The sequence below is a fragment of the Bacillus sp. GMa5/1 genome, from assembly GCF_050172015.1.
Taxonomy (GTDB): domain Bacteria; phylum Bacillota; class Bacilli; order Bacillales; family Bacillaceae_G; genus Bacillus_A; species Bacillus_A cereus.
Window position 1 is genome coordinate 1 of record NZ_JBNLYC010000054.1, and the last position, 23115, is coordinate 23115.

Sequence of the window (23115 nt, forward strand, 5' to 3'; positions counted from 1 at the left end):
ATAATCTTTTAGAATCTAACTTTCTTTTAATACTATTTGCTATTTCTTCAATATTTTCATTTAGAAAGAAATGATTACCTTCAAAAGAATGAAAAGTACACGTTTTACTTGTGTATCGTTCCCATTTTATTACTTGATCATATGTAGTAAATTCATCATTTTCCCCATTAAATATAAGAAAATCAATATCACATGGTTGTGTATTTTTGTCATGAATATACGTCTCAACGATTTTAAAATCTGCTCTTAGAATAGGGAGAAAAATCTCCATTAATTCTTCTGATTGCAGTACCCCAGATGGTGTACCTCCCATTGCAATAACTTCTCTTTTAAATTGCTCATTAGAAAGATTATGTCGGATATTTTTTATTTTACTATTTGGATGATTTCTACCGGACAAAACAAGAAATTCAGGCGATACGTTTTTAGAATCTTTTATTTTTCTGGCCACTTCATAGGCGATCAAACTTCCCATGCTATGCCCGAATAGAATGTAGGGCGAATCATCTATCTGCATAACTATTTTATTGTAGACATCATTTACTGCCTCTTCCATACTTTGGTACAAGTTTTCTTCAATTCTATATCCTCTACCAGCTAACTCTATCGGGACTACCTCAATATATGGATTAAAGTGATTTTTCCATTTTGCGTAACTAAACGCAGATCCCCCAGCATGTGGAAAGCAAAAAAGTTTAGTCTTCTGCATTGATTTTCTCCTTACTTTCAAATTTGTATATATTTTGGAAAATTGCATAAATGTCTTTAATTATTATCTCTTGCGGAAATTCATCCCTTGTTGCACAAGCAGATAACTTATAATTTGGATCAATGTTATATTGTTTAAAGTAAAAGTTTTTAGGTATATTCTTGTATGAAATTAAAGTTCGTGATTCTTTTTTTATAGAGAATGAATTTAATGGGGTATAAAGCCCTTTTCCAATCGTTTTTATATAGCTTTCTTTTAATGTCCATAAATCAAAAAAACAATTAATTTGTTCATCAGAATTCATATTAGATATATCATAAAATTCATCCGCTGAAAAAAATTCTTTTGCTAATTTAAGAGCCTCTATCTCTGAAATCTTTTCTATATCAATACCCACATTAAAATTAGCAGTAGTACAAACCACCCATTCTCCTGAATGTGACAGATTAAAATGAAAGTCAGAAAAATTTTCAACAAAAGGTTTTCCATACTCATTATATTTAAATCTAATTTCTTCATTATTAATTTTATACTTTTGGCAGATTAGAGATCGGATTAGTAAATCCCCTATCAGGGTCCTATTAACGTCACATGAGTTTAATAAACGCTTCATTCGTTCTTTCTTCTCATTTGAAACCAAGTTACTAAGTTGCTTAAACAAATGACTTTCAATATTCTTTGGTATTTTCACAGCTTGAATGTGTATGATAAATCACTTCCTTTTTTAAAAGATGGCTTCATATATGTGCGTTACATAAATTCAAATTAACTTTATTAAATTGCAAATACAATAGAAAAGGTGCATATTTACATATCAATGAAAATATACACCTTTCCTCAATAATATCATCAAAGCATTAGTTTCTATTACAAAAAATAGAGAGGATTTACATCATTCTATGAGCAACTCATATAGGTTTCTATGTCTCTATCAAGTAAATTTTCCATTATCCTCTTAAAAATTAATACTCTTGATATATTCATTATTGCCTACACTTTATTTGCAGTTATTGGTCTCCCCTTTTCATTCATAGCGTTGCATCTTTTGCACTCTCTACTTTTCGGTTAATGAAAGGGATGTTTCTTTTATCCCTTCAAATTCATTTAATAGGTACTTAGCTATCTTTTCAACTGCGGGGAAGTCTACTATTTCCTCATGTGATCCAGGGACTGAATACCTATTTACTCTACCTTTTAATAAAGGTCCCCAATCTGTAAACAACTCTTTTCCTTCCTCAGCACTAAAGTAGAGAACTTCTCCAGAGTATGGTATTAAATCATGATCTGCCATTAAGTTCAGGCATTTCCTATGAGCATTGATAACTTGCTTCAAATTCATAAGATCTGCATCAGGCGGGAGTACTCCCTCCATAATTAGTCGCTCTACAAGCATATCTTGCTTATGAACGAGCCCTTCTTCCTGCTCAGTAAGATCTCTAGGAATGAAATGTTCAGATATATATGAGAGCATATCCTCCCTTGTTTTACGATCTTGCTCTGAAGGTACTTTAGTATCCATTAGTATCAACAACTCAACTTCCTCACCTTGATTCTTTAGCACAGTTGCGATTTCATAAGCAATCGCACCGCCTAAAGACCATCCTCCAAGACGATATGGACCTTCTGGCTGAACACGTTTTATTTCTTCGATGTAAAGTTGAATTACTTCCGGCAAAGTTAACTCGTCAATTTCTTTCTTTTCTATAAGAGGATTCTGTAAACCATAAAATGAACAATGGCTCTTAAGCAATCTTGCTAGTTGAATGTAACAGAATACATTCCCCATAAACGGATGAACGCAGAAGAAAGGTCTTTTCTCTGATTCTTGTAGTGAAACTAGCGCTGCTACTGATTTCGTCATATCATGCTTATCACGAATAAGGCATGCGATTCCTTCCACTGTTGGATTCTTAATCAATGTAGACACCTTAATCTCTTTTCCAAACTTCTCCCTAATTTTTGAAACTAATTTAATTACAAGGAGAGAGTGTCCTCCTCTATTAAAGAAATCATCATTTACATAGACATCTTCTATCTGTAACACATCCTGCCAGATTTTAATCAACTGATATTCAATTTCATCCCTTGGAATGATTGGTGTAGAGAAGTTATTTTCTCTATGAATAGTTAAATTGTTCAATGCCTTTCGATCAACTTTGCCATTCGTTGTAAGAGGAATCTCGTCTACCTTAATAAAGTGTGCGGGAACCATATAATTTGGTACTTGTGTCTTGAGATACTCACGCCACTCATGCATACTACCATCTCCAACTACATAAGCAACCAATCTCTGCTCTCCTAATTTATCCTCTGTTGCCAAAACTACTGCTTCTTTTACCAATGGATGCCTCTCTATACTCGCTTCAATCTCTTCAAGTTCAATACGAAAGCCCCTAATTTTCACTTGATTATCAATTCTTCTCAAGTAATCTAAATTACCATCAGGTAAATAACGAACCAAATCTCCCGTACGATATAAACGCTCTTCTTCATTAAATGGATGACAGATGAATCGCTCTGCTGTTAATTCTGGGCGATTCAAGTATTCTCTCGCTATACCTGCACCCCCAATATATAGCTCACCTGTTACACCAACTGGAACAGGTAACAAATTTTTATCCAATACATAAGTTTGAACGTTCGGCAATGGACGTCCAATTGTTACTCTCTTACTATCTTTTTTGATATGATAGCATGTTGCATCAACTGTACATTCTGTAGGACCGTATACGTTATAAAAATCAATCTTTTCAGTCTCTACTAGCTGTTCCCATAATGACGGCATGATTGCTTCACCACCGACCAATATCTTGCTTGGTACATGAACATCAGCACTTATTTCTAGCAATCCTCCATCTATTAGTAATTGAAGTAATGAAGGTGTCATATCAAACATTTCCAATTTATTCTCCCTAATATAGGACACAAATTGTTCTGGATTAGTGCGAACTTCACTTGGAATAATATATAAACTTGAACCATAAAGCAGCATTTGTAATTGCTGAATAGATACATCAAAGGCAATTGATGCATTCAAACCAACGCGCATATTACTAGGTATCTCATGTGAGAAAACTTCTTTTTGTAAACCATATGATAGGTTTATTACAGAATGGTGCTGTACTAAAGCTCCCTTTGGATTCCCTGTCGAACCAGAAGTGTAGATAACATACGCTAAGTTTTCCCCTGTTACCTCACATATTGGTGAAAGTTTGCTTTCTTGAGAAAGCATTGCTTGGTCCCTATCTAGGCAAACTGTCTTAATGTCTTTAGGAATCCAGCCTAGTAATACTTCATTTGTAACTAACACTTTAATTCCTGTGTCTTCTAAAATATATTGTAGGCGGCTTTCCGGATTCGATGGATCTAATGGAACATAGGCTGCTCCAGCCTTCCAAATTCCCATGAGACCAACAACCATCTCAACTGAACGCTCAAAGCAGAGGCCAACTAATGACTCTGTCCCAATTCCACATTTCTGTAAATGATGGGCTAATTGATTAGCTCTTTCATTCAGCTCTCGATATGTTAGTTGCTGTTTTTCATCTACCACTGCCAACGCGTCAGGCGTACGATTTACTTGCTCTTCGAATAGTTGATGAATTGCATTCTCACGTGGATAGGATATAGTATTATTATTCCATTCTTCCAATAGCTTTCTTTGTTCAGCTTCCGTAATATATACTAGCTCCGATAGATTGTGATCAATGTTTTTGAGCATTTGCATTAACACTTTGTGTAAATGACCCAGCATTCGTTCAATGGTTACTCTATTAAACTTACTACGGTCATACATTAACTTTAACGATAACTGGATTCCTGGAACTACAGCTAACCCTAATGGGTAGTGGGTTTGTTCTACCCCTTCCAATTCACCAATTTCCAGATTTTCTGAAGACTCCTCTTTCACTGGATAATTTTCAAACACATATAAACTATTGAACAGCGGTATTCCTCTAGGAACTTCACTCCACCCCTGAATCTCTGTCAAAGAAGCATACTCATATTGTCTTCTTTCTATCTCTTCCTCTTGTATCTTCTGCAACCAATCTATTAATTTTATATCATCCATCAATTGAATTCGCGTCGGTGACGTTGTAATGAAAGGACCTACGATGTTTTCAACATCAATAATCTCCGTAGAACGCCCTGAGCTTGTTACACCAAAAACAATGTCATTTTCTCCACTATATCGGCTCATGAGATATGCCCATGCACCTTGAATTACTGTACTCAAAGTAAGTTTATTGCGTTTCGCCCATCCTTGTAACGCTTGAGTCTGCTCTTCTGATAAATACGTAACCTTCTCTGTGTAACCTTTTTCTTCCTCTTTACTTTCTAAGCCCAGCAAAGTTGGCGCAGTAAAACCTTTTAGCTTCTCTCTCCAGAATTGTTCCGCCTGCTCCTTATCTCGCTCTCTTAACCATTGGATATATTTCTTATATGGTGAGGACTTAGGTAACTTCACAGCTTCTCCATTCATTCTCTTCTGATAGACTGTAAGTAATTCATTAAATACTAATGGTAAACTCCATCCATCCAGTAAAATATGGTGATGGGTCCAAACAATCCGATATTCTTCCTCACCTTCTTGAATGACTGTTACCCGCATCAATGGTGCTTCATCAAATTGGAAGGCTTGTTTTCGATCTAATGCCAAAAAGACTTTTCTTTTTTCCTCTATCTCTTCACTTGTCATTGTACGCCAGTCTTCTTTATTCACTTTAAATGGGATATTTTCATACACCACTTGTACAGGTTCTTCAATTTCGTCCCATACAAATCCTGTACGAAAAATTTCATGCCGCTGAATTACAGATTTCCACGCCTGCTCAAATGTAGGAATATTCATTTTTCCTCGAATCATAAAACTCAATTGCACTATATACGGTGCAACATGTTCATCCCCTTGGTCATGCAATGTGTGGAAAATCATACCTTCTTGCAAAGGTGATAGTGGATATAAATCAGTAATCTGATTGTTCTTTCCGCGATGCATTTTGTTTAGTACATTTGTCAAACCTTCTTGGCTAAGATTAGCCATTGCAAAATCCGAAATGGTCAGTGCAGATTCTCTATCTGAAAATTGAATCAATGTACTCAGTTGATATAGCATATTCTGTGCAATACTTTGAATCGTTGATTTGGCAAATTGTCCAACATTGTATACCCAAGTGAACTGAAGTTTTCCATCCGTTACAACCCCAATTACATCAATTACATGCGATCGCTTGGAACCGGCAGCATGATCTAAACGCTTAAATTCGTTCTCCGGAATAAACATTGCATCGCTAGAAAACATTTGGTCAAATTGTCCAAGATAGTTAAAACTAATAGACGGTGTATATTGGGAGCTTAATTGCTCACACATTGTTGCGTTCATGTAACGCAACACCCCATAATCAACACCCTTATTAGGAATTTTGCGAACTTGTTCTTTAACTGCTTTTAATGCTTCAATTGGCGTATTAGCACTAGTAATATTTAAATGAACTGGGTAAATACTTGTAAACCATCCCACAGTTCTCGATAAATCAACATCTTCAATAATCTCTTCTCGACCATGTCCCTCTAAATCTACGCTCAATATCGGCTGCCCCGTACATGCTGCCGTAGCTTGTACTAATGCTGCTAATAATACTTCATTGATTTGGACACGGTGAGTGCTTAAAGTCTCTTGCAATAACATACGGGTCTCATTCTCATTTAACACCACAGTAATTTCCTCAGTTACTGCGCTTACTGGATTACTTATAGTACCATCTACCGGCAATTTAACTACGTCTTGTTCAGCCTGCTCCTCCCAGTAATGTAGCACTTCTTTTGATAGGCCAGTTTCAGCGTAATGATGTAATTTCTCCGACCATTCTTTAAAAGATGTACTCTTCATAGGTAATTGAATTTTCTGCCCTTGGACTACTTGCGTATATGCTGTTTGCAAATCTTCCAATAAAATTCGCCAAGAAACACCATCCACGGCTAAATGATGAATTGTCCAAAATAATCGGCCAGCGTGCTCACCTTCATCAAAATACACCATTCTCATTAGCGGACCATCATGTAAATTCAAACTTTCTTGTGCAACATTAATCTCTTTTTGAATAACCTGATGCCAATCAGCTTCCGGCACTTCGTCTAATGAAATGACAGTAAGCATCAATTGTTCTTCTATTCCTTCATTCCACTGTTTCCAAACCCCATTAGATAAACGTTCATATCTTAAACGCAGAGCATCATGATGAAGTAGAAGGTTACCTGCCGCCTTTTCCAGTGATCCTATGTCCAATTTCTCTTTCGTTCTAAAGAACATGGATTGATTCCAATGATGTGGGTTAGGATGATTTTGTGCAAAAAACCTTTGCTGAATAGGTGTAAGTATCGTCTCTCCAGTTATAATTCCCTGTTCAGCTTGTACACCTTGTTCTTCTTTGACTACTTGCGCCAACTCAGCAATCGTTTGGTGTTCAAATATTTGTTTTGGTGTCAATTGTAAACCAACTTGCTTCGCGCGCGAGACAATCTGAATGCTAAGAATTGAATCTCCACCAATTTCAAAGAAGTTATCATTCATACCAATACGTTTTGAACCTAGCACACGTTCCCAAATGATAGAAAGCTTATGTTCACGTTCATTTCTTGGGGCCACGTATCCTTCTTTTGTTCCTTGATAATCTGGTATAGGTAACGATTTCCGATCAACCTTTCCATTTATGGTTAGCGGTAATTCTTTCATTTCGACAAAGTAGGAAGGTATCATATGGATTGGCAGTTTTGTTTTAAGGTACTCTCGCCATTCTTCTAAACTGCCTTCGCCCACTACATAAGCTACCAGCCTCTTATCTCCCGACTGATTTTCCCTAACCATTACAACTGCCTCTTTTACTAAGTAATGCTCCTGTAAGGTCGACTCAATCTCTCCAAGTTCAATTCGAAATCCTCTAATCTTCACTTGATTATCCATTCTTCCTAAGTAGTCTATATTACCATCAGGAAGATATCTCATAAGATCACCTGTTCTATATAACCTCTCGCCTTCTTTGAATGGATGAGAAATAAATCGTTCGGATGTTAACTCTGGACGATTCAAGTACCCCCTTGCTAGACCTGCTCCTCCGATATAAAGTTCCCCCATCACACCAACTGGAACTGGCAACCTATTTCTATCTAATACATAAGTTTGGATGTTAGGCAATGGACGCCCAATTGTTACTCTCTTACTATCTTTTTTAATATGATAGCATGTTGCATCAACCGTACATTCTGTAGGACCATATACATTATAAAACTGTATTTTATCAGTCTCTACTAGCTGTTCCCATAATGACGGCATAATCGCTTCGCCGCCAACCAATACCTTACTTGGAACATGAACACCATCGTACGTTTCTAACAATCCGGCATCTATAAGTAATTGAAGCATTGAAGGCGTTATATCAAAGATTGCTAACTTGTTCTCCCTAATATAAGCTACAAACTGTTCCGGATCACTTCGTACTTCATTCGGAATAATATACAAACTTGAACCATAAAGCAGCATTTGTAATTGCTGAATAGATGCATCAAAGGCAATTGACGCATTTAAACCGACATGCATGTTAGATGGTATCTCATGTTCGAAAACCTCTTTTTGTAAACCATGCGACAAGTTTAGTACAGAATGATGCTGTATTAAGACACCCTTTGGATTCCCCGTCGATCCCGAAGTATAGATAACATACGCTAGGTTTTCTCCTGTTACTTCACATTTTGGTGAAAAAATGCTTTCTTTTGAAATCATTGCCTGATCCCTATCTAGACAAACTGCCTTGACTTCTTTGGGTATCCAACCTTCCAATGACTCATTCGTAACTAATACTTGGATTTCAGTGTCCTCCAAAATATATCGTAGGCGACTTTCTGGATATGATGGGTCCAATGGAACATATGCTGCTCCAGCCTTCCAGATCCCCATAATACTAACAATCATCTCAACTGAACGCTCAAAGCAAATTCCAACTAATGATTCAGTCCCAATCCCACATTGCTGAAGATAGTGGGCCAATTGATTAGCTTTTTCATTCAGCTCTCGATATGTTAACTGCTGTTTTTCATCTACCACTGCTACCGCATCAGGTGTACGATTTACTTGCTCTTCAAACAGCTGATGAATCGTACTTTCCTGTGGATATGCTACAGTATTATTATTCCACTCCTCCAACTGTTTTTGCTGTAATCCTGATAATATAGGCAACTTAGCTAATGATTTATCAGAATTCTCTACGATTACATTCAACCAGTTCCCAAAATGTTCAGCCATGGATTCAATAGTTAAGCTGTCAAATAAATCAGTTCTATAAACAAAAGTAAGTAATAAACCCTCTTCCACTTCTGCAGCAGTTAAACTTAAATCAAACTTAGCGATCGGAGCATTACTTTCCATTACTTCTATATTTCTTCCATGTAGTTCTGGTAGCTTCTGTCCCGTATTTTGCAAAGTAAACATGGTTTGGAAAATCGGAGAATGACTTGTATTTCGTTCAGGTTGGATAACCTCTACAATTTTCTCAAACGGAACATCTTGATACTCATACGCCTTCAATGCTTTTATCCGTACTTGAGATAACAACTCTTGAAATGCCGGTGCATTACTTAAATCAGCTCGATAAACCAAGGTGTTGACAAAGAAACCAATTAGCCCCTCAATTTCTCGATAATTTCGATTTGCAATTGGGCTGCCGACAATAATATCCGTTTGTCCCGTATAACAAGCAAGGAAACTTTGATACGATGCCAATAAGGTCATGAAAAGTGTGGCCCCTTCTTGACGACTTAGTTCGTTTAATTTATCCAGTAATGAGCGTGACAACAAAACATTATGAGTTAATCCATGGTGGGTTTGCACTGGCGGACGCGGACGATCCATTGGCAACATTAAGACTGGTAACTCACCAGATAATTCTTCCTTCCAATATGCAAGTTGTTGATATAGTACTTCATCTTTCAACCAGTCTCTTTGCCACTGAGCAAAATCGGCATATTGAACTGGTAGTGGTTCCAGCTCTGCTTGTTTTTCACCAATCGCATTCTCATAAAATGCCATCCATTCTTGAAGCAAGATTTCCATCGACCACCCATCCGAGATAATATGATGCATATTACACAGAAGAATCCATTCTTCTTCTGAAATTCTTATGAGTTTCCCACGGAATAATGGCCCTTGTTCTAAATCAAATGGAGATTCGACTTCAGTTTGAATCCATTGCTCCAACTTTCTTTCTCGCTCCTCTAATGAAAGCTTAGTTAAGTCCATTTGCAGAAGCGGACGGAAAACGTACGGTTGAATCTGCTGCACAGGATGGCCATCCTCTTCATAAAATACAGTCCGCAAAGATTCATGACGCTCTATCAACTGATTCCATCCCAACTCCAATGCCTCAGGTAACCAATTCCCTGTAAGACGGCATACCATTGGCATATTATAAAGTGCACTATTAGGTGCAAATTGATCAATAAACCATAAGCGCTGTTGGGCATAAGATAGTGGAATATTATTTCCACGTTCCATCGGCACCAATGGTGGAATTTCTCGTTTTTCATTCCCCTTACGTAACTGATCCATTCGTTTCGCTAATGCCTCGATCGTTGAATATTCGAACAGTTCACGTACTGGCAATTTGATTTGAAAGACTTCCTGTAAGCGTGAGACCACTTGTGTAGCAAGTAGAGAGTGACCACCAAGCTCAAAGAAAGAATCCTGAACACCAATGTCTCCTATTCCTAGCACTTGACTCCACACTGAAGCGATAAGTTCTTCCAGCGGAGTTCTTGGGTATACAGTATTTTCAGCGGATTGTTCACTAAGTATAGGCAATGCCTTCAAATCAAGTTTTCCATTCGGTGTAAGTGGTAAAAATTCCATCTCAATAAAGTTTGTTGGAACCATGTAATTTGGTAAATGTGTTTGTAGATGTTCTCGCCATTCATGGGCACTTCCTTCACCAACTACATAAGCTACTAATCTCTTATCACCTTGATTATCCTCTCGTACCAATACAACTGCTTCTTTCACAGAAGAATGTGCCTGCAAAACAGCTTCTATTTCTCCCAATTCAATCCGGAAACCACGAATTTTTACTTGGTCATCTATACGTCCATGGAACTGGAGATTACCATCAGAAAGATAACTTGCTTTGTCTCCTGTATAATAGAGACGTTCTCCTGACTTGAAAGGATGTGGAATAAATTTTTCCTTTGTAAGATCCGGACGATTAGCATATCCACGTGCAAGACTCTTCCCTCCAATATAGAGATCTCCAATTACGCCAATTGGTACTAGCTGAAGATGAGAATCTAACACATAAACTTCTGTATTTGCAATCGGTCGACCAATCGATGGCGTACCTGTTGTCACTCCTACAGGTACATAACAATCTGTGGTAACAACGGTATTTTCCGATGGACCATACTGATTAATTACCGCAAAAGGAATATCGTTAGATGGGTACTGCGTTAATTGATCCCCACCAGTAATGATAAAACGAAGATCCGTTTTATCTGGCCAAGATAATTTCAAGAGCCTTTCCAGAATAGGCGTAGGTGCAAAGCTAGCTGTTATTCGTGAATCAATGAGCCAGTCCCTTAGTGCTTCTGGATTAATTCTCAGTTCCTCTGTTGACAAGTAGAGTGCTGCGCCAGCAGTTAGATACGGCCAGATCTCCTGGACAGCCGAATCAAAAGCAACCCCTGCAATTTGAGTCGCACGATCCTCTGCTGAAATATGATAAACTTCCTGATGCCAAGAAACCATATTCATTAATGAGCGATATTCAACCATTACACCCTTCGGTTTTCCTGTAGAACCAGAGGTATAAACAATATAGGCTAAGTTCTCTGGATTTATTTGACGTGTAGGTGCGATTACGCTTTCCACCGTTAATTCTTCTAACCTCACCATTTCGACGTGTGCGAAATGTCCGTCTTGTCCTTCCGCCGTCACTACAAATTGAATTCCTGCATCTTCAATCATGTATTCTAACCTTGATTTTGGATACAACGGATCTAAAACGACATAAGCTCCACCAGCTTTTAAAATGCCTAGTAAACTTACCATCAGCTCAGCTGATCTCGGAAGATAAACCCCTACCACTGACTCTGGGGCTACTCCCTTTCGCTGTAAAACATTTGCCAACTGATTTGCTTGTGTATCCAATTCACCATAAGTCCACTGTTTTGTTTGATCAACTATCGCAATCGCATCAGGACGCCTTGCTACTTGCTCCTCAAATTTGTCGCAAATAAGACCCTGATGAGACATTTCCATTACAGTGTCATTCCATGTTTCTAATAACAAAGTACGCTCGGTTTCTGATAGCATGCTCAGGTCATGCAGCGGATTTTGTGGGCGATGAGAAACTTCATGTAGCCATTTCTCAAAGTGTCCTGCCATCCGTTCAATAGTAGTAGCATTGAATAAATCCTTATTGTACTCAAAAGTAAAAAGTAATCCCTCTTCCGTCTCAACTGCCATTACACTTAAATCAAACTTTGCAATTGGACTATGGCTTTCTATCATTTCAATACTTCTACTAGATAACACCGGTAACTCTTGTTTCATATTTTGCAAGATGAACATAGTCTGGAAAATTGGCGAATGACTTGTACTTCGCTCCGGTTGCACAACTTCTACAATTTTTTCAAATGGAATATCTTGATATTCATACGCCTTCAATGCCTTTTGACGAACCTGATACAGTACATCTTGAAATGTCGGTCTACCACTCAAATTAGCTCGATAAACCAGCGTGTTAACGAAGAAACCAATTAGTCCTTCAATTTCTCTATAATTCCGATTCGCAATTGGGCTTCCGACCAGAATATCTTCTTGTCCCGTATAACGAGATAGAAAGCTTTGATATGCAGCTAAAAGCGTCATGAAGAGCGTAGCCCCTTCTTTTCGACTAAGTTCATTCAATTTATCATGTAGCGTGCTTGGCAGAACCATAGTGTATGTCGACCCGTGATGAGTTTGTATTGCGGAACGCGGGCGATCCACAGGAAGTTGGAGTACAGGAAGCTCCCCAGACAATTCTTCCCTCCAATATTGGAGTTGTTGATCAAGCACCTCCTCCTTTAACCATCCTTTTTGCCACTGAGCAAAGTCGGCATATTGAACCGGTAATGGTTCAAGTTCCGCTATCTTTCCATCCGTTGCTTTCTCATAAAATGCCATCCATTCTTCAAGTAGGATTCCCATTGACCATCCATCTGAAATGATATGATGTAGAGTACAAAGGAGTATCCATTCTTCCTCTCCCACGTGCAAAATACTTGTCCTGATTAATGGACCCTCTGTTAAATCAAATGGTACTTCTGTTTCTTGTTGAATTAAACGTTTAACTTCTTCTTCTCGGTCTTCAGAAGAAAGCATAGTTAAATCCGTTTTCGGAATTGATTGAAAAGCATACGGTTCAATTTGCTGTACGGGTTGACCATTCACCTCTTGAAAGACCGTCCGCAGTGATTCATGACGTTCTATTAGTTGATTCCATCCCGTTTCCAATGCTTCAAGTAGCCAATTCCCTGTAAGACGGCATACCATTGGCATATTGTAAAGGGCACTATTAGGTGTAAATTGATCAATAAACCATAAACGTTGTTGGGCATAAGATAGTGGAATAGCTTCTCCTCGTTTCATTGGTATTAGTGGCGGAATCTCTCGTTTTTTATCTCCTTTACGTAACTGTTCTAATCGCTTTGCCAGTGACTCCACCGTTGTATATTCAAATAGTTCACGTACTGGTAATTCGATTTGAAAAATTCTCTGTAAACGTGACACTACTTGAGTAGCTAGTAGTGAATGACCACCGATTTCAAAAAAGGAATCCTGAACACTAATATTTTTTATTCCTAACACTTGGCTCCAAACGGAAACGATGAGCTCCTCCACTGGTGTTCGTGATAAAGTAATATCTTCACTTATGAACTGTTCTTCTAATTCCAATAATGCTTTCCGATTCACTTTACCATTTGGAGTGAGTGGCATACCTTCAATTTGGAAAAAGTATGCCGGAACCATATAATGTGGTAATTGCTTCTTGAGATATTCACGCCATTCTCCAGCATCCCCTTCACCCACTACATAAGCTACTAACTGCTTATCTCCTGGTCGTTCTTCCTTCACCAACACGACTGCCTCTTTTACAGATGAGTGATCATGTAAAGCTGCTTCAATTTCTCCCAATTCAATTCGGAATCCTCTAATTTTAACTTGGTTATCTATTCTTCCAATATATTCTAAGTTACGATCATTCATATATCTCACCAAGTCACCCGTTCGATATAATCGTTCCCCGTCCTTAAAAGGATGCGGAATAAAACGTTCAGTAGTTAAATCCGGTCGATTGAAGTAGCCACGTGCCAATCCTACTCCTCCAAGGTAAAGTTCCCCTGCCACACCAATCGGGACCACTTGTTGATATTGATCTAACACATACAACTCTGTATTATCAATTGGACGACCAATCGGAATAATCATTGCTTCTTTTTCTAAATCACAATCGTAATAAGTAACATCCACAGTCGCTTCAGTAGGACCATACAAGTTAATTAACTTTGTTTGCTGAGCATTGTAAAAGATCCCCTTAAACCGGCGAACCTGTTCAGTGTTTAACGCTTCTCCACTAGTAAAAACTTGAATTAAAGACGATACATCCCTTTTCGAATTATATAATTCCATATAATCTAAGAAAGTAGATAACATCGACGGAACAAAATGCATGGTGGACACACGGTATCGTTCAATATACTCCTCAATCACCGCAGGATCTTTCTCTCCTCCTGGTGGAAGTAAACAAACACGTGCTCCTACAAATGACCACCAAAATAATTCCCAGACAGAAACATCAAACGAAAACGGTGTCTTTTGTAGGATTGTATCCTCCTCAGACAATGGGTATTTTTTCTGCATCCACTGTAGGCGATTGATAACAGAATGATGTTCAATCATTACCCCCTTTGGATTTCCTGTCGAACCCGAAGTGTATATAATATAGGCTAAGTTATTTGCTGTTACTCCACTCACCGGAGCTAAATTACTCTCTTTAGAAATCATTACTTGATCCCGGTCTAAACAAATTGCTTGAATATCTTTAGGTAACCAGTCCTGTAGTGCCTCTTTTGTTAACAGCACTTGAATTTGTGAATTCTCCAAAATATATCTCAGGCGGTTTTCAGGATAACTTGGGTCCAGTGGGACATAAGCCCCACCTGCCTTCAAAATCCCAAAGAGACCGATAATCATATCAGGAGAACGTTCAATACATATACCAACTAATGATTCAGGTCCGATACCTCGTTTTTGTAGAAAATGTGCCAATTGATTCGATTTTTCATTTAGTTCTTGATACGTTAGCTTTCCACCCTCATAAACTACCGCCACTGCGTCAGGTGTCCGTGCAACTTGCTGCTCAAATAGCTCATGAATCATACAATCATGACCATAAACTACGTCCGTATCATTCCATTCTTCTAGGAGTTGTTTTTGCTCAGTATCCGATAACATTGACAGCTTTGTATATGATTCATCTGGATGATACGTGATTTCATTTAGCCAGTTCTCAAAATGTCCTGCCATACGTGCAATGGTACTACTATCAAATAAATCCGTGTTGTATTCAAATGAGACGAATAGACCTTCTTCCACTTCGTAGGCAGTTAAGCTCAAATCAAATTTAGCAATAGACATATTACTTTCTACCATTTCAATACTTCTATCAGGCAAATCTAGTCGTTCTTGTTTTATATTCTGTAGCGTAAACATGGTCTGAAATATAGGGGAATGACTCATGCTTCGTTCAGGTTGCACAGCTTCTACCACTTTTTCAAATGGTATATCTTGATATTCGTAAGCTTTTAACGCCTTTTTCTTTGTTTGGTTCAAAATCTCCCGAAAAGTAGGGGTGCCACTCAAATCTGATCGATAAACCAACGTATTAACAAAGAAACCAATTAATCCTTCTACTCCCTTATGGTTCCGATTTGCAATCGGGCTACCAACTAGAATATCTTTTTGTCCCGTATAACGAGCAAGAAAGCTCTGGTATGCGGCCATTAAAGTCATAAATAAAGTGGACCCTTCTTGTCGACTTATATCCTTCAATTGACTGAGCAATTTATAAGGAAAAATCACATGATGCGCAGCCCCAGAGTAAGTCTGCTTAACCGGTCGAGGTCGATCCACTGGCAGTTGTAAGATAGGAAGCTCACCAGACAATTCTTCCTGCCAATACGTAAGCTGACGATTTAGCACATCACCTTGTAACCACCCCTTTTGCCACTTCGCAAAGTCTGCATATTGAATAGATAATGAACTTAATTTAGCAGGATTTCCGCCCGTTTCTTCTTCATAGAAAGCAAGGCATTCATTCATGAATATACCAATGGACCAAGCATCAGAAATAATATGATGCATCGTACACAGTAATAACCATTCATCCTTCTCTAATTGAACAAGCTGATTACGAATTAAAGGACCATTCATTAAATCAAATGGTTCTTGCGCTTCTCTCGCAATTAAACTATCTACCTCTTTTTCTTTTACTTCTAGAGGAAGTTGAGAGTAATCCCTTACAGGTAATGCTCTAGGAAGGAATTCGACAATTTGTTGCACAGGCTGTTCTCCTATTTCTTTAAAAACAGTTCGTAATGATTCATGACGTTCAATGAGTCGATTGAATCCCTTCTCTAATGCTTCAGGTATCCAATTTCCTTTTAGATGCCATACTGTTGGAATATTATATAAAGAACTGTTTGGGTTAAATCTGTCCATAAACCACAAACGTTGTTGTGCATAAGACAACGGGAGTGCTTCTTTATTCTCCTTTTTTTGCATTTGCTTCTGAAGCCATGCTCTCTTCTCAGGAGAAAGTGAACTCAGCTTTGCAAGTAAATCACTTCTCATTTTTTTACCCCTTCCTCAATCAAATTACTCTCAAATATCCCTTGTGCTTCTTCCTCTGATAACTCTTCTAATTGCTTAAGCAGTTCCAGTAATTCTTCATCATTACTGACTTCTGCTTCTTTTTGAATATAATCTTGAAGGCTTATATTCTCCTTACTATCATTCTGCATTTCTTGATTTTTGTTATCGAGCAATTGATCAATCTGTTCTGCCAATTGCTGCACCGTATGAAACATAAATAAATCATGCAATGGTATCTCGATTCCAAAAGCCTCTTTAAGATTGGAAACAGCTTGCGTAGCAAGTAATGAATGTCCACCAATTTCAAAAAACGAATCTTGAATTCCGATGTTTTCCATACCTAAAACTTCATGCCATATCGAAACAATTGTTTTTTCCGTAGACGTACGAGGAGCAATATAACAACTTGCTATCTCCTGCTTCTCTGGTGCTGGTAAAGCCTTCCTATCAATTTTCCCATTAGGAGTAAGTGGAAATGCATTTAATCCAACAAAATAGGATGGAATCATATAGTTTGGTAGTTGTTCCTTGAGATAATCACGCCACTTTTGAGCATCCCCGTCTCCTACAACATAGGCAATCAAACGTGGATCGCCAGGATAATCTTCCCGCACCATCACAATAGCTTCGTTAACTAATGTATGCTTTTGTAATACCGCTTCGATTTCTCCTAGTTCAATCCGGAACCCACGAATTTTCACCTGATGATCAATTCGTCCAACATACTCCAAATTTCCATCCGGCAAATACCTTACTAGATCTCCAGTCCGGTATACTCGCTCGTCTTCTTTAAACGGATGCGTTATAAATCGATTTTTCGTTAAGTCAGGGCGTTTTAAATATCCACGTGCTAACCCTGATCCACCAATGTACAACTCACCAACTACACCAATTGGAACCATTTTTTGTTCAGCACTCAATACATATACTTCTGTATTGAAGATTGGTTTACCAATTGGTGGTACCCTATGCATGACACCCTTTTCTAATTCCATATACGTGGAATACGTAGTATCTTCAGACGGTCCATATAAGTTGAACACCTTCTCAATCGTACTTCTCTCGTATAAATCTTGAACAAGCGGATATGGTAACGGTTCTCCAGCCAAATTCATTACCTTTACTGAAGAAGGAATTGTTTTTGCTCGAACCAGTTCCTTTGCTGCCGATGGCACAGTATTAACCAAAGTCACACCTTTGGTAGACAACTTGTCTAGATGTAGAGCATTTTCAGCGACAATCACCTTACCACCCATCGTTAAGGGAACAAATACTTCAAAAACAGATAAATCAAAAGATAGTGAAGTTGAAGCTAATACTCCCGCTAATTCCTTTCGAGAATACGTATGATGCGCCCAATGAATCATTGTTACTGTATTCCTGTGCTCAATCATTACTCCCTTTGGATTTCCCGTGGAACCTGAAGTATAGATAATATAGGCTAAGTTATCACCCGTCACTTCACTCGTGCATACCGTAGTAACTTCTTGTTCTATTTCTACTCGATTACGATCAATACAAATAACGTTAACGAATGTAGGTATAACCATTTTTTGTTGTAACTTTTCCTGTGTCACCAGTACCTTTATTTGAGCATCTTCTAAAATGTACTGCAGTCGACTTTCCGGATACGCTGGATCAATTGGGACATATGCTCCTCCCGCCTTCATAATTCCTAAGAGACCGACAATCATCTCGGATGAACGTGTAACGCAAATCCCAACTAATGATTCGCATGTTACACCATTTTTTTGTAAATAATGTGCCAACTGATTCGAGCGTTCGTCCAACTCTCGATATGTTAGTTCTTCATCTTCGCACACTACTGCAATTGCTTCTGGTGTTTTTTCCACTTGTTCTTCAAACATTGTATGAATCGTACTATCTTCTATATCTATAACGGCTGATTCATTCCATTCCTCTAGTAGTTGCTTATATTCCACTTTCGATAACATATTCAATTCTGATAATAAACATTTTGGATAAGAGGCAATTTGATTTAACCAATGTTCAAAATGATTTACCATACGTTTAATGGTTGTATCATTAAACAAATCAGTATTATATTCAAAGGTTAGTGATAATCCTTCTTCCGTCTCAGAAGCAAATAAACTCAAATCAAATTTGGCAACAGAAACATAGCTTTCCATGAGTTCCATTTGTCTTTCGGATAGCTGAAGAAACTCTTGTTTCGTATTCTGTAAAGTAAACATAGTTTGGAATATTGGTGAATGACTTGTATTCCGTTCAGGTTTTACGGATTCTACCACTTTCTCAAATGGGATGTCCTGATACTCGTATGCTTTTAGTGCTTTTTTTCTTATCTGCGACAATAGTTCTTGGAACGTCGGATTTCCACTGAAATCAGCTCGATAAACTAACGTATTTGCAAAGAATCCTATTAATCCCTCAATCTCTTTCACATTTCGATTAGCGATGGGGCTTCCAACTATAATGTCGTCCTGTCCTGTATAACGAGAAAGGAAGCTTTGATACGCTGCCATCAATGTCATAAATAAAGTGCATCCTTCTTGCAAACTTAAATCTTTGAGCTTTTCCTGTAAGGAATTCGCCACTATTAAGGACTGACTTGCACCACGATGGGTTTGAACTGCAGGTCGAGGACGATCCATCGGTAATTGTAAAACCGGTAGTTCCCCAGATAATTCTTCCTTCCAATATTGAAGATGCTGATTCAAACTCTCCTCTTTTTGCCATTCCTTCTGCCACATAACAAAATCTGCATATTGGATAGATAACTCCTTCAATTCCACTGGTTTTCCGGTTAGTGCTCCTTCATAAAAAGCCATCCATTCTTCAAGTAAGATTCCCATTGACCATCCATCTGAAATAATATGATGCATCGTACAAATGAGAACCCATTCTTCCCTGTCCACTTTCAATATTCGTGTTCGAATCAGAGGACCTTGTCCAAAATGAAATGGTTCCTCCGCCTCGTTTTGAATAAGGCGTTTCATTTCTCTTTCCCTATCTTCCAAAGAAAGATCTGTTAGATTCGTTTGAGGAATATGCCTGAACACATGAGATTGAACTTGTTGAAAAGGTTCACCCTCTTGTTCTAGAATTGTCGTCCTTAATGATTCATGACGCTCCAACAATTGATTCCATCCGACCTCCAATGCTTCAATTGACCATTCACCTGTTAAGCGACACGCTGCATGGATATTGTACATAGCACTATTTGGCATTAATTGATCAATGAACCATAGACGTTTCTGCGCATAGGAAAGTGGGATAACTTCTTCTCGTTTCATAGGTACAAGAGGAGCAACCTCTCGTTTTTTATCTTCTTTTCGTAACTGATCCACTCGTTTCGCCAATGCTTCCACTGTATCGTGCTTGAAAAGTTCACGTAATGGAATTTTAATTTGGAACAGTTCTTGCAATCGAGAGACAATTTGAGTAGCAAGTAGTGAGTGCCCACCACGTTCAAAGAAGGAATCCTGAATGCCAATATTTTCTGTTCCTAACACTTGACTCCAAACCGAGGCAATAAGCTCTTCCGATGGCGTCCGAGGTAGCACATTTAAATCTTCAATAGCTTGCTCATCAGGTGCTGGCAAGGCCTTTCGGTCAATTTTCCCATTTGGAGTAAGCGGGAAGTGTTCTAACTCTATAAAGTGCGCTGGAATCATATGATTTGGTAATTGTTTTTGTAAATACTCTCTCCACTCCTCGGTATTTCCATCGCTTATTACATATGCAACCAATCGTTGATCACCTGGACGATCTTCTCTAACTAATACGACAGCCTCTTTAATAAACGAACATTTTTCTAAAGTCGCTTCAATTTCTCCTAATTCAATCCTAAAACCACGCATTTTGACTTGGTGGTCCATTCTACCTATAAATTCTAAATTTCCATCAGTTAAATATCTTACTGAATCTCCTGTTCGATATAGTCGTTCCCCAAATCGATATGGATGCGAAACGAATTTTTCAGCAGTAAGATTCGGACGATTTAAGTATCCACGTGCTAAACCAGCACCACCAATATATAACTCACCCTCAATTCCTATTGATTGCAAGCGTTGATTTTGGTCTAATACATATAATTGCGTGTTCTGTATTGGCTGCCCAATAGAAACAAATTCTTGATTAGGCTGAATATCAAATGCATTCACATAAATAGTGGCTTCAGTTGGCCCATAAAAGTTGGTTAATTTCACTTGTCCACTATAATTCCATTTCTGTTGAAATCGTCTAACCAACCCTGAACTTAGTTCTTCTCCACCAGAAAATACATGGCGTACGGACGAACAATTCATGTTCAATTCAATATGATTGAAGTGGTCTAAGAAAACAGATAACATCGAAGGTACAAATTGAACTATAGTAACCTGATGTTGTTTAATCACTTCAGCTATAATAGAAGGATCTTTTTCTCCACCTGGAGGTAGGAAAGATACACTTGCACCAACGTGAATGCCCCAAAACAATTCCCAAACAGAGACATCAAATGAGAATGGCGTTTTCTGCAAGACCACATCCTTTTCAGAAAGCGGATATTTATGTTGCATCCATTCTAGATAATTAATTACTGAATGATGCTCAATCATTACTCCCTTTGGATTCCCTGTAGATCCTGAAGTATACATAACATACGCTAAATTTTCTCCTGTTACACCACTTATACATGGGGTTGATTCTTCTTTTTCAATTGCAGTGTAATCTTTATTCATACAAATCGTTTCTATATTTTCAGATACAAACAAATTTTTAGAATTCTCTTCCGTCACTAGTACTTCGATTCCAGCATCCTCTAATATATATCGAAGTCGACTCTCTGGATAAGTAGGGTCAAGTGGAACATACGCTGCTCCTGATTTTAGAATACCTAATAACGCTATCATCATTTGTAATGAACGTTCCATATATACCCCAACTAGAGACTCTGGGCCTACACCATGCTTTTGTAGATAATGAGCTAGCTGATTTGCACGCTTCTCCAACTCTTTATAGGTAATTTGTTCATTTTCGTAACTAGCCGCGATTGCTTCCGGTGTTTTTTTAACTTGCTCCTCAAACATCGTATGAATCATGCCTTCAGCCGAATAATTAAATTGAGTATGATTCCATTCCTCTAGTAACTGTATCTGTTCTTCTTCTGTTAAATGAGTAATTTCAAATAGTTTTGAATCTAGGCTCTTCGTCATCTGAATTAATATTTGCAATAAGTGATTCTGAATCAGATTTATTGTTTCTTCATTAAAATAGCTTCGATCATACATCAACTTTAAAGTAATTTTCTTACCGGGCATTACAATGAGTGTTAAAGGATAATTTGTTTGTTCCGTGCTTGTAACATCTAGTAATCTTAAATCATCATTTCTCTCACCTTGAATTGGATAATTTTCAAACACATACAAGGTATGGAATAAGGAGCTATTTCGCGGAACCTCACTCCAGCCTTGAATATCTATCAACGAATTATACTCATACTGTCTTCGTTCCATTTCTTTCATTTGTATTTTACGAAGCCAATCTACTACTGATGTATTATCCGTTAATCGAATTCTGGTAGGTAATGTGTTAATAAATAGCCCCACCATATTCTCTGCTCCCATTAAATCAGTAGGACGTCCAGCGCTAGTTACGCCAAATACGACGTCACTGTCACCGCTATACCTACTCATCAAATAAGCCCATGCACCTTGTACTAACGTATTCAACGTTAATCGACTATTTCGTACCCACTCTTGTAACTTCTCAGTAAGTTTCTCAGATACTTGATAAACACACTCTCCATAGCCCTTCTCTTGTCCTTGATCCTTTCTTTCCATTGCTAATGGCGTAGGTGCATAGAACCCTTTTAATTCTTCTTTCCAAAATTCCTCTGCTTGACTTTGATCTTGTTTATTTATCCACTGGATATATTTTTTATAAGGAAGAGATTTAGGAAGAGTCAATAATTCTCCCTTTATCATCTTGAGATAAACTTCCATCACTTCACTAAAGACCAATGACACACTCCATCCATCTAGCAAAATATGATGATGTGTCCAAATAATTCTCGTTTCCTCTTTTGCTTCTTTAATCGCAGTGACTCTCATCAATGGTGCTTCATCCAATAAAAATCCTTTTCTACGATCTACATTCAAAAACTGTTGTAATTTCTTCACCCTTTCCTCATGTGGATAGGTGCTCCAATCCTCTTGATGAATAGTAAAAGGAAGACGTTGGTAAACCGCTTGTAGTGGCTTTTCTACTTCCTCCCATACAAATACTGAACGTAAAACCTCATGTCGATTAATAACATATTCCCAAGCCTTTTCAAAAGTATCAACATCCAATTGCCCCCCGAGCAAGAAACCTACTTGTACAATATAGGAAAAAGAATGTTCATCATCTTGATCGTATAAAGTATGAAACAGTATTCCTTTTTGCAAAGGTGATAAACCATATATATCAATAACGTCTCCCATTT

The 23115-nt window shown here is 38.0% G+C and carries 4 protein-coding genes; all 4 read right to left on the reverse strand.

All coding sequences use genetic code 11. From position 1 onward, the window contains the following. Positions 1-709: thioesterase II family protein (locus tag ACQGSG_RS14775; RefSeq protein WP_426947564.1), on the reverse strand; the 709-nt coding region annotated here is incomplete at its 3' end. Then, positions 696-1400 carry a 4'-phosphopantetheinyl transferase family protein gene (locus ACQGSG_RS14780; protein ID WP_097842779.1) on the reverse strand — a complete coding sequence of 235 codons (705 nt, stop codon included), beginning with the start codon at positions 1398-1400 and terminating at the stop codon, positions 696-698. The genes ACQGSG_RS14775 and ACQGSG_RS14780, both read right to left, overlap by 14 nt. Positions 1401-1763: 363 nt before the next feature. Beyond that, positions 1764-16646 carry a non-ribosomal peptide synthase/polyketide synthase gene (locus ACQGSG_RS14785; protein ID WP_426947566.1) on the reverse strand — a complete coding sequence of 4961 codons (14883 nt, stop codon included), beginning with the start codon at positions 16644-16646 and terminating at the stop codon, positions 1764-1766. Then, a complete protein-coding gene (locus ACQGSG_RS14790) occupies positions 16643-23113 on the reverse strand; it encodes a non-ribosomal peptide synthetase (RefSeq protein WP_097918586.1) in 6471 nt (2156 codons plus the stop codon). The genes ACQGSG_RS14785 and ACQGSG_RS14790 overlap by 4 nt, the downstream gene beginning before the upstream one ends. Positions 23114-23115: the final 2 nt, after the last annotated feature.